Here is a 13,466-nt window from a genome sequence, read left to right as displayed (position 1 = left end):
CCCCTACCCCCGCATCACCCCCAGGAGCGTCCCCTGTGACGAGCACCGATCAGCAGCCCTTCCTCTCCGTCCGGGATCTGAAGGTCCACTTCTCCACCGAGGGCGGCACCGTCAAGGCCGTCGACGGGCTCAGCTTCGACGTGGCCAAGGGCAGGACGCTCGGCATCGTGGGCGAGTCCGGCTCCGGCAAGTCGGTCACCAACCTGACGATCCTGGGCCTGCACGACCCCGCCCGCACGGAGATCGAAGGCGAGATCCTGCTCGACGGCAAGGACCTGCTCGCCACCTCCGAGCGCGAACTCGAGCGGCTCCGCGGCAACACCATGTCCATGATCTTCCAGGACGCCCTGGCCTCGCTGTCGCCGTACCACACCGTCGGGCGGCAGATCGGCGAGACCTATCGCAAGCACACCGGCGCCTCCAAGCAGGAGGCCCGGGCGCGGGCGATCGAAATGCTCCGGAGGGTCGGGATCCCCCAGCCCGACCTCCGGGTGGACGACTATCCGCACCAGTTCTCCGGCGGTATGCGCCAGCGCGCGATGATCGCGATGGCGCTGGTCTGCGACCCCGAACTGCTGATCGCCGACGAGCCGACGACCGCCCTCGACGTGACGGTCCAGGCGCAGATCATGGACCTGCTCAAGGACCTTCAGCAGGAGTTCGGCACGGGCATCATCTTCATCACGCACGACCTCGGCGTCATCGCCGACATCGCGGACGACGTGCTGGTGATGTACGGCGGCCGGTGCGTGGAGCGCGGCACGAAGCAGGAGGTCCTGCGTGCCCCGCAACACCCGTACACGCTCGGCCTGTTGAGCTCCACGCCGAGCCTCGACGGACCGGTCGACGTGCCGCTCTCGCCCATCCCCGGCACCCCGCCGAGCCTGCTCAACCCGCCGACCGGCTGCCGCTTCCACCCGCGCTGCACCTTCGTCGAGCAGGTGGCCGACAACCGCTGCGTCACCGAGGAGCCGCGGCTCGACGCGACCGGCGAGCGGGGGCCCGCGTGTCACCTCACGGCGCGGCAGCGCACGGAGTTCTTCGCGGAGCTGGCCGCGGCCGGTGCCGCCGCCCGGACCAACTGACGGACACACAGAGGGATTTCAGGGATTCACCATGAGCGACACCACTCCCCTGCTGGACGTCTCGGGGCTCACCAAGCACTTCCCGATCAAGGGCGGGTTCCCGATCCGCCGCACCATCGGGGCCGTGCAGGCCGTGGACGGTCTGGACTTCCAGGTCGGCCAGGGCGAGAGCCTCGGCCTGGTCGGCGAGTCGGGCTGCGGCAAGTCGACGACAGGGCGCCTGATCACGCGCCTGCTGGAGCCGACCGCCGGGAAGATCAGCTACCGCGGCCAGGACATCACGCACGCCGACCGCAAGAAGCTCGCGCCGGTCCGCTCGGAGATCCAGATGATCTTCCAGGACCCGTACGCGTCCCTGAACCCGCGGCACACCGTCGGCAAGATCATCTCCGCCCCGATGGAGATCAACGGCATCAACCCCGCGGGCGGCCGGGAGAAGCGCGTACGCGAACTCCTCGAAACGGTCGGCCTCAACCCCGAGCACTACAACCGCTTCCCGCACGAGTTCTCCGGCGGTCAGCGTCAACGCATCGGCGTTGCACGGGCGTTGGCGCTGGAGCCGAAGCTGATCGTGGCCGATGAGCCGGTCTCGGCCCTCGACGTCTCCATCCAGGCGCAGGTGGTCAATCTTCTCCAGGAGCTCCAGCGCGAGCTGGACATCGCCTTCGTCTTCATCGCCCACGACCTGGCCGTCGTACGGCACTTCTCGCAGCGCGTGGCCGTGATGTACCTCGGCCGCATCGTCGAGATCGCGGACCGCGCCGACCTCTACGCCGGCCCTCGACACCCATACACCAAGGCGCTGCTGTCGGCGGTCCCGGAGCCGAGCGCCGACGACGCCCCGGCCCGCGAGCGCATCCGCCTCAAGGGCGACGTGCCGTCCCCGGTCAACCCGCCGTCGGGCTGCCGCTTCCGCACGCGCTGCTGGAAGGCGACGGACAAGTGCGCCACCGAGGCCCCGCCGCTGGTGCAGGTGACGGGCGGTACGGACGGCCACCTGACGGCATGCCACTACCCGGAGGAGCCGGCCGAGCCGGTCCTCCCCGGGGCCCGCAAGGCCCTCTAGACCCCCCGGTACGCCGCCGGGGCACCACCCCAACTCGCCTCGGCGGCGTACATCAGGAACCGGAACGTCGGCCCATTGACCCGAGCCACGGACGCTGCCGGTTCGCCGGGGAGAAGGCCCGCGCCGATCATTCGGCGCGGGCCTTCGTGTTGCCGGGGTACGGTACGGGCGCCTCGGCGGGCTCTTTCCGCAGGCCGCGGCCCACCCTTCCGGTCCACAGCAACGCACCGCCCAGTAGCGCGATGCCTCCCACCAGCCACGGCAGCGGACCCGTCGGCAGCGCGCCGATCGCCAACCCGGCGACCGCGCCCGCGAGTTGGAGCGCGAGCGACTGCACCGACAGGGCCGTCGCCCGGCCCTCGCGGCCCACCCTGCGGTGCAGCAGCTCGTTCTCGTTCGGGCCCGCCGCGCCGAGGCCCAGGTAGACGAGTCCGTAGCCGCAGACCGCAAGGAGCGTGACCGCCGGGCCCGTGAATGCCGCCGTGGCGCCGAGCAGGAGGAGGCCGAGGGCGCCCGCGGCCAGGCCCACCAGGACCGCCCGTTCCCCGCCGCCCGCGCAGCGTGCGGCCAGTGGGGCGAGGTGGCTGCCCACGCCGGAGCAGACGTATCCGGCGCAGGCCAGCCCCGCGAACACGACGGCGCCGGACTCGGGGGCGCCGGTCAGGGCGGCGGCCCGGCCCGGCGTGAGGAGTTCGAGGGTGAAGAGGGCGGCGCCGGCCGCGCCCGCGCTGAGCAGCACGCGGCGCACCGTCGCGTCACGGCCCGCCGGGCGCAGTCCGTCCAGGACGGTGGCCGGGATGCCGCGGAGGACGTCGGAGAGGGTGGCGCGGGGGTGCGGGGGCTCGGGCAGGGCGAGCAACACGTAGGCGATGAAGCCGAGTTCGATCAGCACGCCCAGCAGCATCGGCACGGCCAGCGGCACCACGTACCCGGCCGTCGCCTCGGCGAGCCACGCGCCGGGGTTGGCGCCGAGGCCGAGGAGCCACGGCAGGCCGCCGCCGATCAGGGTGCCCACGGCGAGCGCGGCGGAGGAGGCCGCCGAGCCTCGGGCGAGTCCGGTGCGCAGTTCGGCGCCGGGTCCCGCCGAGGCCTGGACCGTGTCCACGTACCAGGCCTCGGCAGGACCCGTGGACAGGGCGCGGCCCGCACCGAGCAGCACGCTGCCGAGCGCGACCGGCAGCGCCGTGGTGCCGAGGCCGATCAGGGCGAGGGCGGCCAGGTCCAGCACGCCGGCCGCGGCGAGGACGGGGCGGCGGCCGAGGACGTCGGAGAGCCCACCGGTGGGCAGTTCGAGGACAGCGGCGGTGAGCGAGTGCGCGGCGACGAAGGCGGTTATGGTGGCGAGCGCGAACCCCCGCTCGGTCAGCAACAGCACCTTGGGCGCGATGGCGGCGCCGACCGGTAGCCAGAACAGCGCGCAGACGATGGCGTAGCGGCGGCGGGCGGTGCGGGGGTCGGGTATGCGGTCACTCATGACGCGCCCTGGCCGGAGCCCGCCCCCGGGTCCGCCCCGCCGTCCTCCGTCTCCCGCGGAGCGACCGGCAGGCCCGCCACGACCACGATGACCTGCTCGGCGTCCGGATCCTCGGCGTCGCGTCGGGTCAGTTCGTCGAGCTTCGCCTCGAAGGCCGCCTTCAACTCGTCCAGCGAGCCGGCGGTGAGCCGGGGCATGGCGTCGGCGATGCCGGACGGCTCCACCCACTCCGGGCCCAGGCGTCCCTCGGCGAGATCCGCCTCGTGGCGGGCGAGGGAGCGGCCCAGGTGCTCGACCTGCCGCCGGGCCATCTCGCTGACGAAGTGCCGGGCGCCGGGCGACGCGTGCATGGCCTCGTTGCTCCACGAGGTGATCGCGTGCACGGAGCGCCAACGCCGCTCACGGCCGTCCCGGTGCTCGGCCTCGGCCACGAACCCGTACTTCGCGAGGACCCGCAGGTGGTAGCTGGCGGAGGCCGACGACTCCCCCGCCTTGACCGCGAGCTCGGTTGCGGTGGCGGGGCCGTCCAGGCGCAGCAGCCCGAGCAGTTGGATACGCAGGGGGTGGGTCAGCGCCTTCAGCGCTGCTGCGTCCTGCTCGGGATCGAGTACGCGCGTGCGGTTGTCGTCGTCGGCCATGCCCCGGAAGGTAGCCGCAATCGACCACTTGGCAAAAGAGTTTTTGCAGAACTTCTTTTGCCAACTCCCGTTGTCAGTGGCGGCTGCCATGCTGCGGCCATGACTGACACGACTGCCGCGACCACCACGACCTGGTCACTCCTGGAGCTGGACGCGGCGCTGCGCGCGGCCTGGGCCGCCGACACCACGTCGCCGGACGGGGCGGAGAGATGGTCGCCGGACAATCCCGCGTGGGGGCACTGCGACATCACCGCGCTGCTCGTGAACGACGTCTTCGGCGGCGACCTCGTCATGGGCGAGGTCTATCTGACGGACGGCGCGCAGGAGGGCTTCCACTGGTGGAACCGGCTGCCGAGCGGGGTCGAACTCGACCTGACGCGCGAGCAGTTCCGGCGCGGCGAGGAGATTCGCGCGGCGCGGGTCAAGGTGCGTCCACCGGGCCCGCTGAAGCGGCGTTGGGCGGAGTACCTCGTGCTGCGCGAGCGCGTCGCCGCCCACCTGGGAGCGGAACTGCCCGCGCCCGTCTGAGCGTTGACGCACTCACGGCTCACGCGGACGCGACCAGCTCGACCTCGAACCCGTCCCCGTTCTCCAGATACGCCGCGCAGTGCCCGTCCCCACCCGCGTACGGATGCCGCTCCGGGAACATCAGCCGCCACCCGTGCCCGGCGGCCCGCTCCACGAGCCGCTCCATCGCCGCGGCGTCCTCGACGTGGAACGCGAGGTGGTTCAGGCCCGGCGCCAGCCGGTCGTGCCGGTCCGAACTCAGCGCAGGTGACTGCTCGATGACGAGGTACGTCGGCCCGAGCCGCAGGCTGCACCCGTTGTCCCAGCGCTGCTCGGCGACGTACCCCAACTCCCCGAGCAGCCACCCGAGCGAGCCCTCGGCCCGCCCGAAGTCGGGCACCCACAGTTCGACGTGATGCAGCGTGCCGTGCAAGGAAGGTCCCCCAGGTGTCATGACGTAGGTGTCGCCACGTACGAGCGACGTACGAACGAAAGAGCCGACCGGCCCCCGCCCGAAGGCAGGAACCGGTCGGCTCACTGTGTCACCGTGCAGCGGTCACGCCGCGGGCACCACGTTCTTCTCCTCCGCGAAGTGGCACGCCGAATCGTGCGCGGCCGGGGTCTCGGAGGACCGGAAGCGCTCCGGGATCGCGAGGACCGGGATCTCCTCGGCGCACTTGTCCTGCGCCTTCCAGCAGCGGGTGCGGAAGCGGCAGCCCGACGGCGGGTTGGCCGGCGAGGGCACGTCACCGGAGAGGATGATCCGCTCGCGAACCTCGCGCACCTCCGGGTCCGGCACGGGCACCGCGGAGAGCAGCGCCTGCGTGTACGGGTGCGTCGGGTGCTCGTAGATCTCGGCGTCCGTGCCGATCTCCGCCATCTTGCCGAGGTACATGACCCCGACCCGGTCGGAGATGTGCCGGACGATCGACAGGTCGTGCGCGATGAAGATGTAGGACAGGTTGAACTCGTCCTGCAGCTTCTCCATCAGGTTGATGACCTGGGCCTGGACCGACACGTCGAGCGCCGACACCGGTTCGTCGCAGATGATGATCTCGGGGTTGAGCGCCAGGCCGCGCGCGATGCCGATGCGCTGGCGCTGACCGCCCGAGAACTGGTGCGGGTACCGGTTGATGTACTCCGGGTTGAGCCCGACGACGTCGAGGAGGTCCTGGACCTTCTTGCGACGGTTCCCCTTCGGTGCCACCTCGGGGTGGATCTCGAAGGGCTCCCCGATGATGTCGCCCACCGTCATACGGGGGTTGAGCGACGTGTACGGGTCCTGGAACACCATCTGGATGTTGCGGCGGACGGCCTTCAGGGCGCGGCCGGACAGCTTGGTGATGTCCTGCCCCTTGAAGAAGACCTCGCCCGCGGTCGCCGTCTCCAGCGTCATCAGGAGCTTGGCGACCGTGGACTTGCCACAGCCGGACTCCCCCACGATGCCGAGCGTCTCGCCCTGGTGCAGGTCGAAGGAGACCCCGTCGACGGCCTTCACATCGCCCACGTGCCGCTTGAACAGGATGCCCTGGGTCAGCGGGAAGTACTTCTTCAGGTTGCGTACCTGGAGGATCGGCTCGCCACGGTCGACCGGGGTCTCGATGGCGGCCACCGCCTCGGACTCAGCCATGGATCGTCTCCTTCCAGAAGTGGCACGCGCTGCCGCGGCCCGCGAGCTCGCCACCGTCCCGCTCGGTCACCTGAAGCAGCGCCGGGACGTCGGTGCGGCACACGTCCTGCGCCTGGGCGCAGCGCGGGTTGAAGGCACAACCCGACGGAATGCGCGTCAGGTTGGGCGGCAGGCCCTTGATCGCGTACAGCTCCTGGCCCTTCTGGTCCAGGCGCGGGATCGACTCGAGCAGACCCTTGGTGTACGGGTGCGCGGGCCGCTTGTAGAGCTCGCGCACCGGCGCCGTCTCCACGATCCGGCCCGCGTACATCACCGCGATCTTGTCGGCGACGTCGGCGACCACACCGAGGTCGTGCGTGATGAGGATGAGCCCCATGTTGAACTCGCGCTGCAGCTCCGCGAGCAGGTCCATGACCTGGGCCTGGACCGTCACGTCGAGCGCCGTGGTGGGCTCGTCCGCGATGATCAGGTCCGGCTCCAGGGCGAGCGCCATCGCGATCATGATGCGCTGGCGCATACCGCCGGAGAACTGGTGCGGATAGTCCCCGACCCGGGCCGCCGCGGCCGGGATGCGCACCCGGTCCATCAGCTCGATGGCCTTGGCCTTGGCCTCCTTCTTGGACATGCCCTGGTGGACCCGGAACATCTCGCCGAGCTGGTAGCCGACGGAGAGCACCGGGTTCAGCGAGGAGAGCGCGTCCTGGAAGATCATGGCCATCTTGGCGCCGCGCATCTTGCGGCGCTCCTCGCCGGACATCTTGAGCATGTCCTGGCCCCGGAAGAGGATCTCGCCCTTGGAGATCTTGCCGGGCGGCATGTCGAGGATGCCCATGATGGCCTGCGCGGTGACGGACTTGCCGGAGCCGGACTCGCCGAGCACGGCGAGCGTCTCGCCCGCGTCCACGGTGTAGTTGACGCCGTTGACCGCCTTGGCCACACCGTCGCGGGTGTGGAACTCCACGTGCAGGTCGCGGACTTCGAGCAGCGGCGTGCCGTCGTCCCCCGCACCGCGCGGAGACGGTACCGAGTCCGTCTTGTCGAGAAGAGTCATGACGAGTACGCCTCCCTCAGCGCAGCTTGGGGTCGAGGGCTTCGCGCACAGCGTCGCCGAGCATGATGAACGCCAGCACCGTGAGGCTGAGCATGCCTGCCGGGAAGAACAGGATGTGCGGCGCGTTCCGGATGGACTTGACCGCGTCGGAGATGTCCGCACCCCACGATACGTCGTTGGTCCCGAGACCGAGTCCGAGGTACGAGAGGGTGGACTCGGCGACGATGACGACACCGAGCTGGATGGTCGCGACGACGATCACCGGGGCGATGGCGTTCGGCAGGACGTGCTTGCGCAGGATCCGGCCGGTGCCCGCGCCGAGGGCCTTCGCCGCCACCACGTAGTCCGCGTGCTTGGCGGTGATCACCGCGCCACGCATGACGCGCGCGATGGTCGTCCAGCCGAGGAAGGCGAGGGCGCCGATCACGGTCCACACGGTGCGGTCGGTGAAGGCGTTGAGCACCACCATCGCGCCGAGGATGAACGGGATACCGAAGAACACGTCGGTGATCCGGGAGAGGGCCGTGTCCCAGAAGCCGCCGAAGTAGCCGGCGAGCATGCCGAGCAGGCCACCGAAGACGGTGGTGAGCAGGGTCACGCCGACGCCGACCAGGATCGACACCCGTGCGCCGTAGACGACACGGGAGTAGATCGAGCGGCCCTGGGCGTCGTAGCCGAACCAGTCGGGCTGGAAGAGGCTGCCGAGCTTCGGCTTGTCCAGGAAGTGGTTGCTCAGGTCGCCGGCCGTCGGGTCCGTGCTGCTGAACAGCGACGGGAAGGCCGCCATCACCAGCAGGAACACGATCAGCACGGCGGATATGAGGAACAGCGGACGGCGGATGAGGTCCGCCCAGGCATCGGCGCCGAGCGAACGCGGCTTCTCCGGTGCGGGTCCGGCCTCGGCGACCGTCGGGCCCACGGCGGCCGTGGGCTCCTCGGCGGCCGTGGCGGCGTCGTTCTTCTTCATCTTCACGGTGTTCTCAGGCATAACGAATCCTCGGGTCCAGCACCGCGTAGAGCAGGTCGACGACCAGGTTCGCGACGAGGTAGATCAGGACGAAGACCGTCACGATGCCGACGATGACGGCGCCCTCGCGGCGGGCGAGTGCCTCGTAGAGGAGGTTGCCCACGCCCTGGACGTTGAAGATGCCCTCGGTCACGACGGCGCCGGCCATCAGCGCGCCGATGTCGGTGCCGAGGTAGGTCACCACCGGGATCAGGGAGTTGCGCAGCAGGTGCATGCGGACCACGCGGGTCTGCGGAAGCCCCTTGGCCACGGCCGTGCGGATGTAGTCGGCGCGCGCGTTCTCGGCGATCGACGTGCGGGTGAGCCGCGCGACGTACGCGAGGGAGAGCGAGCCGAGCACGATGGCCGGAAGCAGCAACTGCCCCACGTTCATGGAGTCCTGGACGTTGGGCGTGACCCAGCCCAGCTGCGTACCGATGATCTGCTGGCCGAGCAGGCCGAGCACGAAGACGGGTACGGAGATCACCAGGAGCGTGAAGATCGTGACGCCGGTGTCGATCAGCTTGCCGCGGCGGATGCCGGCGATGACGCCGAGGCAGATGCCGACGACCATCTCGAAGGTGAACGCCATCAGCGCGAGCCGGATGGTGACCGGGAAGGCGGCCGCCATCTCGTCGATGACGGGTCGGCTGCCCGCGATCGTCACGCCGAACTCGCCGTGCGCCAGGTTGCCGAGATAGTGCAGATACTGCTGCCACAGCGGCAGATCGAGGCCGAGGTCGTGCTTGATCTTGGCCATCTGCGCCGGGTCCGGCGGCTTGTCCCCCCACAGCGCGGCCACCGGGTCACCCGGCAGCACGTTGACCATCAGGAAGATCAGAATGGTTGTCCCGAGAAAGACCGGGATCATCTGGAGCAGTCGCCTCGCGACATAGCGCCCCATGGGTGCCTCCGTCCATAGCGGAGCAGCCCGTGGCGCGGGCCGGGATCGCCGGCCCACGCCACGGGTCAACTGCTCCCGCTGGATTACTTCTTGTAGACCTCGACGTCGTTGAAGTTCGGGTCGCCGTCCTGGCTGAACGTCATGTTCTTGACGTTCGTGGAGTGCCCGGAAACCGTGCGGTTGTACCAGAGCGGGATACCCGGGAAGCTGTTCTGGAGCGACTTCTCGGCTTCCTGGTACAGCTTCGCGGACTCGTCGACGGTCGCGGCGGCGTCGGCCTTCTTCACAAGGGCGTCGAATTCCTTGTTCGAGAAGTCGGCCTTGTTGCCGGCGACACCGGTGCCGTAGAGGTCACGCAGGAAGTTGCCGTTGAACGGGTAGTCGAGGACCCAGCCCGAACGGTAGAGGGACTTGACCTTCTTGGCGTCACGAATCTGCGTGTCGGCCTGGAAGTCCGTCTTGGCGTCGCCTTCGCACGCGACACCGACCGCCTTCTTTATGGAGTTGCAGACCGCGACGACCCAGTCCTTGTGCGGCTGGTCGGCGTTGTACTGGATCGAGATCTTGTTGCCCGGAACGCCGCCGCCTTCCTTGATGAGCTCCTTCGCCTTGCTCGGGTTGTACTTGCAGTACTCGCCGCAGGCGTCCTTCTGGTAGCCCAGCACACCCTTGGCGACCCAACCGGTCGCCGACTCACGGGTGTTGTAGAAGACCGTCTTGTTGATGGTGTCGCGGTCGATCGCCATCGACAGGCCCTGCAGGACCTTGACGTCGATGCCCTTCCACTGCTTCGTGTAGAAGGCGGGGTTGATCGTGTTGATCGCCGAGTAGTCCTGAACGATCGCGCGGTCGCCGAGGTCCTGCTTGTAGTTGGCGAGCTCGGAGTTCGGGATGATCGGCATGGAGTCGACGTTGTTCGACACCAGGTCGTTGTACGCGGCCGTGTCCGACGTGTACGCCTTGAGGTTCAGGCCGCCGTTCTTGGCCTTGTCCGGACCCTTGTAGTCGTCGTTCCGCGTGAGCTGGATCGACTTCTTGTGCTCCCACGACTTGAACTTGTAGGCGCCGTTGCCGACCGGCTTCTCGCCGTAGCCCTTCGGGTCCTTGAAGAAGCCGCTGGGCAGCGGGGAGAAGACCGGGTAGGCCAGCTTGTAGTGGAAGTACGGGATGCCCGAGGACAGCGTGATCGTGAACGTGTTGTCGTCCACGACCTTCAGGCCGGACATGGTGTCCGCCTTGGCCTTGCCCTTCTCGGGGTGGACATCGGCGTAACCCTCGATGTCCGAGAACCAGGAGGAGTTGACCTGGTTGTTCTTGACGTTGGCGGCCCAGTTCCAGGCGTCCACGAAGGACTTGGCGGTGACCGTCTCACCGTTGTGGAACTTCCAGCCCGGCTTGAGCTTGACCGTCCAGACCTTGTTGTCCTTGTCCGGCGTGACCGACTTGGCGTTGGTCATGGTGACCTCGCCCTTGTCGTTGTAGTCGACAAGGCCGGCGAAGACCGCCTCGATCGTGTTGGAGCCGTACGCCTCCATCGTGTTCGCCGGCTGCAGCGGGTTCTGCGGCTCACCGTTGGCGTAGGTGACGATGCCGTTCGGGTCGATCTCCCGGTTGGCGTTGTCGTCGCCGCTACCGCTGCCACCGCCACAGGCCGTCGCACCGAGGGCTATGACCGCGGCCGCCGCAACCCACTTGGCGCTCTTGGCACCACGCATGGGGTTCCTCCTCATGAGTCCACTTGTTCACTGCAGAAGCGGGCATCCCTTGGCCGCTGCCGCCACCCCTGACGGCCAGACGTCCCAAGTGCCCCAGTGTGCTCGTGAGTCGGCGCTTCCCACTGCGCGTGACCCATTGACCCGAGCTCTACGCGGATAACTATTAGCCATGGGCTACCTGGCGACCACAGTCTTCGGGTCTCGGTTCGATCACATCTGGTGTGTACATCTTCCAAAATCTGGACAAATCGATCCGAGATAGATGGACGCGAAACGGACGCGTTACATACCTAACGGTCATGTCACTCCGACTATCGAACGTCGGGGCATGGAAATGGAGTTGCGATCGGCGCCCCCACCTGCTGTAACGCTGGGTGTCCGGCGCAACACAAAAAGGCCCGGCACCCCCGAAGGGGTACCGGGCCCAACTGCCCTCGGGCAGCGGTGGATCAGTTGTGCTTGGCGCGCGAGGCGCTGCGGCCGCGCTCCTTCTGGTCCAGGACGACCTTGCGGATACGCACGGCCTCCGGGGTCACCTCGACGCACTCGTCGTCGCGGCAGAACTCCAGGGACTGCTCCAGGGAGAGCTTGCGGGCCGGGACCACGTTCTCCGTGTTGTCCGCGGACGCCGCACGCATGTTGGTGAGCTTCTTCTCCTTGGTGATGTTCACGTCCATGTCGTCGGCGCGCGAGTTCTCACCGACGATCATGCCCTCGTACACCTCGGTGCCGGGCTCGGTGAACAGCACACCGCGCTCCTGGAGGTTCATCATCGCGAAGGGGGTCACCGAACCGGCGCGGTCGGCGACGAGCGAGCCGTTGTTACGGGTCGTCAGCGTGCCGAACCACGGCTCGTGGCCCTCGTGGATGGAGTGGGCGATGCCCGTGCCACGGGTGTTCGTCAGGAACTCCGTACGGAAGCCGATGAGGCCACGGGACGGGACGACGAACTCCATGCGGACCCAGCCGGAGCCGTGGTTCGACATGTTGTCCATGCGGCCCTTGCGGACGCCCATGAGCTGCGTGACGGCGCCCATGTGCTCCTCGGGGACGTCCACCGTGAGGCGCTCGACGGGCTCGTGCGTCTTGCCGTCGACCTCCTTGGTGACGACCTGCGGCTTGCCGATCGTCAGCTCGAAGCCCTCACGGCGCATCTGCTCGACGAGGATGGCCAGCGCCAGCTCACCGCGGCCCTGCACCTCCCAGGTGTCGGGACGCTCGGTGTCGAGGACGCGCAGCGAGACGTTACCGATCAGCTCGCGGTCCAGGCGGTCCTTGACCTGGCGGGCGGTGACCTTGCGGTCCTTGACGCCGCTCGACTTGGCGTCGGCGCCCTTGCCGCCACCGCCGCGACCGACCAGCGGCGAGGTGTTCGTACCGATGGTCATGGAGATCGCCGGCTGGTCCACCGTGATCAGCGGCAGCGCGATGGGGTTCTCCGGGTCGGCCAGGGTCTCGCCGATCATGATGTCGGGGATACCGGCGACCGCGCAGATGTCACCCGGGCCCGCCTTCTCGGCCGGCTTGCGGGTGAGCGCCTCGGTCATGAGGAGCTCGGTGATGCGCACGTTCTGGTGCGTGCCGTCGCGCTTGATCCACGCCACGGTCTGGCCCTTGCGCAGCTCGCCCTGCTCGACACGGAGCAGCGCGATACGGCCGAGGAAGTTGTCGGCGTCGAGGTTGGTGACGTGGGCCTGGAGCGGCGCGTCCTCCTCGTACGTGGGGGCCGGCACGTGCTCCAGGATCGTGGAGAAGAACGGCTCCAGGTTGGTGGAGTCGGCCGGGACCGTGCCGTCCTCCGGCTTCGTCAGCGACGCGATGCCGTCACGGCCGCACGCGTAGACGATCGGGAACTCGATCTGGTCCTCGTCGGCGTCCAGGTCGAGGAAGAGGTCGTAGGCCTCGTTGACGACCTCGTCGATGCGCGAGTCGGGGCGGTCCGTCTTGTTGATGCACAGGATGACGGGCAGGCGCTGCTGGAGCGCCTTGCGCAGCACGAAGCGGGTCTGCGGAAGCGGGCCCTCGGAGGCGTCCACCAGCAGGACCACCGCGTCCACCATCGACAGACCGCGCTCGACCTCACCACCGAAGTCGGCGTGGCCGGGGGTGTCGATGATGTTGATCGTGATGACCTCGCCGCCATCCTTGGGGTGATACTTCACCGCCGTGTTCTTGGCGAGGATCGTGATGCCCTTCTCACGCTCCAGGTCGTTCGAGTCCATCATGCGGTCGTCGAGGGACTCGGCAGCGTGCGCGGCGAAGGAGCCGGCCTGCTTGAGCATGGCGTCGACGATGGTCGTCTTGCCGTGGTCGACGTGGGCGACGATGGCGACGTTACGGATGTCGTGGCGCGTGGCCATATTGCGGCGTACTCCCGGAGTGAAGGTCGG

At 68.7% G+C, this 13,466-nt stretch carries 12 protein-coding genes; 3 read left to right on the top strand and 9 right to left on the bottom strand.

Annotated features, from left to right (window positions below; translation table 11 throughout):
* The first annotated feature begins 35 nt into the window (after positions 1-35).
* Together ACYSUO_RS12795 and ACYSUO_RS12790 are read left to right on the top strand one after the other, a co-directional pair.
* A complete protein-coding gene (locus tag ACYSUO_RS12795) occupies positions 36-1,085 on the top strand; it encodes an ABC transporter ATP-binding protein (protein ID WP_461776188.1) in 1,050 nt (349 codons plus the stop codon).
* 31 nt (positions 1,086-1,116) lie between these two features.
* The gene (locus ACYSUO_RS12790) at positions 1,117-2,151 is read left to right on the top strand and encodes an ABC transporter ATP-binding protein (protein ID WP_461776187.1); all 1,035 of its coding nucleotides are present in this window, start codon (positions 1,117-1,119) and stop codon (positions 2,149-2,151) included.
* A gap of 127 nt (positions 2,152-2,278) precedes the next feature.
* Here ACYSUO_RS12790 and ACYSUO_RS12785 read toward each other — a convergent pair whose 3' ends face one another.
* Positions 2,279-3,625, bottom strand: a complete 1,347-nt coding sequence (locus ACYSUO_RS12785; protein ID WP_461776186.1) for an MFS transporter — start codon at positions 3,623-3,625, stop codon at positions 2,279-2,281.
* A complete protein-coding gene (locus tag ACYSUO_RS12780) occupies positions 3,622-4,263 on the bottom strand; it encodes an ArsR/SmtB family transcription factor (protein WP_461776185.1) in 642 nt (213 codons plus the stop codon). Before ACYSUO_RS12780 ends, ACYSUO_RS12785 begins: the two co-directional genes overlap by 4 nt.
* 99 nt (positions 4,264-4,362) lie before the next feature.
* Between ACYSUO_RS12780 and ACYSUO_RS12775 the strand changes: the two genes are divergently transcribed.
* Positions 4,363-4,791 carry a YunG family protein gene (locus ACYSUO_RS12775; RefSeq protein ID WP_461776184.1) on the top strand — a complete coding sequence of 143 codons (429 nt, stop codon included), beginning with the start codon at positions 4,363-4,365 and terminating at the stop codon, positions 4,789-4,791.
* Between the two features lie 19 nt (positions 4,792-4,810).
* Here the strand turns inward: ACYSUO_RS12775 and ACYSUO_RS12770 are convergent, their stop codons facing one another.
* The 7 genes from ACYSUO_RS12770 to typA all read right to left on the bottom strand — a co-directional run bounded on the left by ACYSUO_RS12770 (position 4,811) and on the right by typA (position 13,436).
* Entirely contained in the window at positions 4,811-5,224 is a 414-nt protein-coding gene (locus ACYSUO_RS12770; RefSeq protein ID WP_461776183.1) for a VOC family protein, read from the bottom strand.
* Between the two features lie 102 nt (positions 5,225-5,326).
* Positions 5,327-6,400 carry an ABC transporter ATP-binding protein gene (locus ACYSUO_RS12765; RefSeq protein ID WP_461776182.1) on the bottom strand — a complete coding sequence of 358 codons (1,074 nt, stop codon included), beginning with the start codon at positions 6,398-6,400 and terminating at the stop codon, positions 5,327-5,329.
* Positions 6,393-7,451, bottom strand: coding sequence for an ABC transporter ATP-binding protein (locus ACYSUO_RS12760; protein WP_461776181.1), 1,059 nt, complete (start codon positions 7,449-7,451; stop codon positions 6,393-6,395). Before ACYSUO_RS12760 ends, ACYSUO_RS12765 begins: the two co-directional genes overlap by 8 nt.
* A 16-nt stretch (positions 7,452-7,467) precedes the next feature.
* Positions 7,468-8,439 carry an ABC transporter permease gene (locus tag ACYSUO_RS12755; protein WP_461776180.1) on the bottom strand — a complete coding sequence of 324 codons (972 nt, stop codon included), beginning with the start codon at positions 8,437-8,439 and terminating at the stop codon, positions 7,468-7,470.
* Positions 8,432-9,361 (bottom strand): ABC transporter permease, encoded by a 930-nt coding sequence (locus tag ACYSUO_RS12750; RefSeq protein ID WP_266713692.1) that lies wholly within the window; start codon positions 9,359-9,361, stop codon positions 8,432-8,434. Before ACYSUO_RS12750 ends, ACYSUO_RS12755 begins: the two co-directional genes overlap by 8 nt.
* Positions 9,362-9,444: 83 nt before the next feature.
* Positions 9,445-11,076: a peptide ABC transporter substrate-binding protein gene (locus ACYSUO_RS12745; protein WP_461776179.1), complete on the bottom strand. Its 1,632-nt coding sequence runs from the start codon at positions 11,074-11,076 to the stop codon at positions 9,445-9,447.
* 449 nt (positions 11,077-11,525) lie between these two features.
* Positions 11,526-13,436 carry a translational GTPase TypA gene (gene typA, locus ACYSUO_RS12740; RefSeq protein WP_461776178.1) on the bottom strand — a complete coding sequence of 637 codons (1,911 nt, stop codon included), beginning with the start codon at positions 13,434-13,436 and terminating at the stop codon, positions 11,526-11,528.
* Positions 13,437-13,466 lie beyond the last annotated feature (30 nt).

This window comes from Streptomyces sp. UC4497 (genome assembly GCF_054871485.1).
The sequence above is the reverse complement of the archived record's forward strand: the minus strand, read 5'-3'. Positions and strand labels throughout refer to the sequence as shown.

What these genes read in the sequence shown, in the direction of transcription:
- ACYSUO_RS12765 (WP_461776182.1), bottom strand. Translation starts at nt 6,400, where the DNA reads ATGGCTGAGTCCGAGGCGGTGGCCGCCATCGAGACCCCGGTCGACCGT.
- ACYSUO_RS12790 (WP_461776187.1), top strand. Translation starts at nt 1,117, where the DNA reads ATGAGCGACACCACTCCCCTGCTGGACGTCTCGGGGCTCACCAAGCAC.
- ACYSUO_RS12775 (WP_461776184.1), top strand. Translation starts at nt 4,363, where the DNA reads ATGACTGACACGACTGCCGCGACCACCACGACCTGGTCACTCCTGGAG.
- typA (WP_461776178.1), bottom strand. Translation starts at nt 13,436, where the DNA reads ATGGCCACGCGCCACGACATCCGTAACGTCGCCATCGTCGCCCACGTC.
- ACYSUO_RS12755 (WP_461776180.1), bottom strand. Translation starts at nt 8,439, where the DNA reads ATGCCTGAGAACACCGTGAAGATGAAGAAGAACGACGCCGCCACGGCC.
- ACYSUO_RS12760 (WP_461776181.1), bottom strand. Translation starts at nt 7,451, where the DNA reads ATGACTCTTCTCGACAAGACGGACTCGGTACCGTCTCCGCGCGGTGCG.
- ACYSUO_RS12770 (WP_461776183.1), bottom strand. Translation starts at nt 5,224, where the DNA reads ATGACACCTGGGGGACCTTCCTTGCACGGCACGCTGCATCACGTCGAA.
- ACYSUO_RS12745 (WP_461776179.1), bottom strand. Translation starts at nt 11,076, where the DNA reads ATGCGTGGTGCCAAGAGCGCCAAGTGGGTTGCGGCGGCCGCGGTCATA.
- ACYSUO_RS12750 (WP_266713692.1), bottom strand. Translation starts at nt 9,361, where the DNA reads ATGGGGCGCTATGTCGCGAGGCGACTGCTCCAGATGATCCCGGTCTTT.
- ACYSUO_RS12780 (WP_461776185.1), bottom strand. Translation starts at nt 4,263, where the DNA reads ATGGCCGACGACGACAACCGCACGCGCGTACTCGATCCCGAGCAGGAC.
- ACYSUO_RS12785 (WP_461776186.1), bottom strand. Translation starts at nt 3,625, where the DNA reads ATGAGTGACCGCATACCCGACCCCCGCACCGCCCGCCGCCGCTACGCC.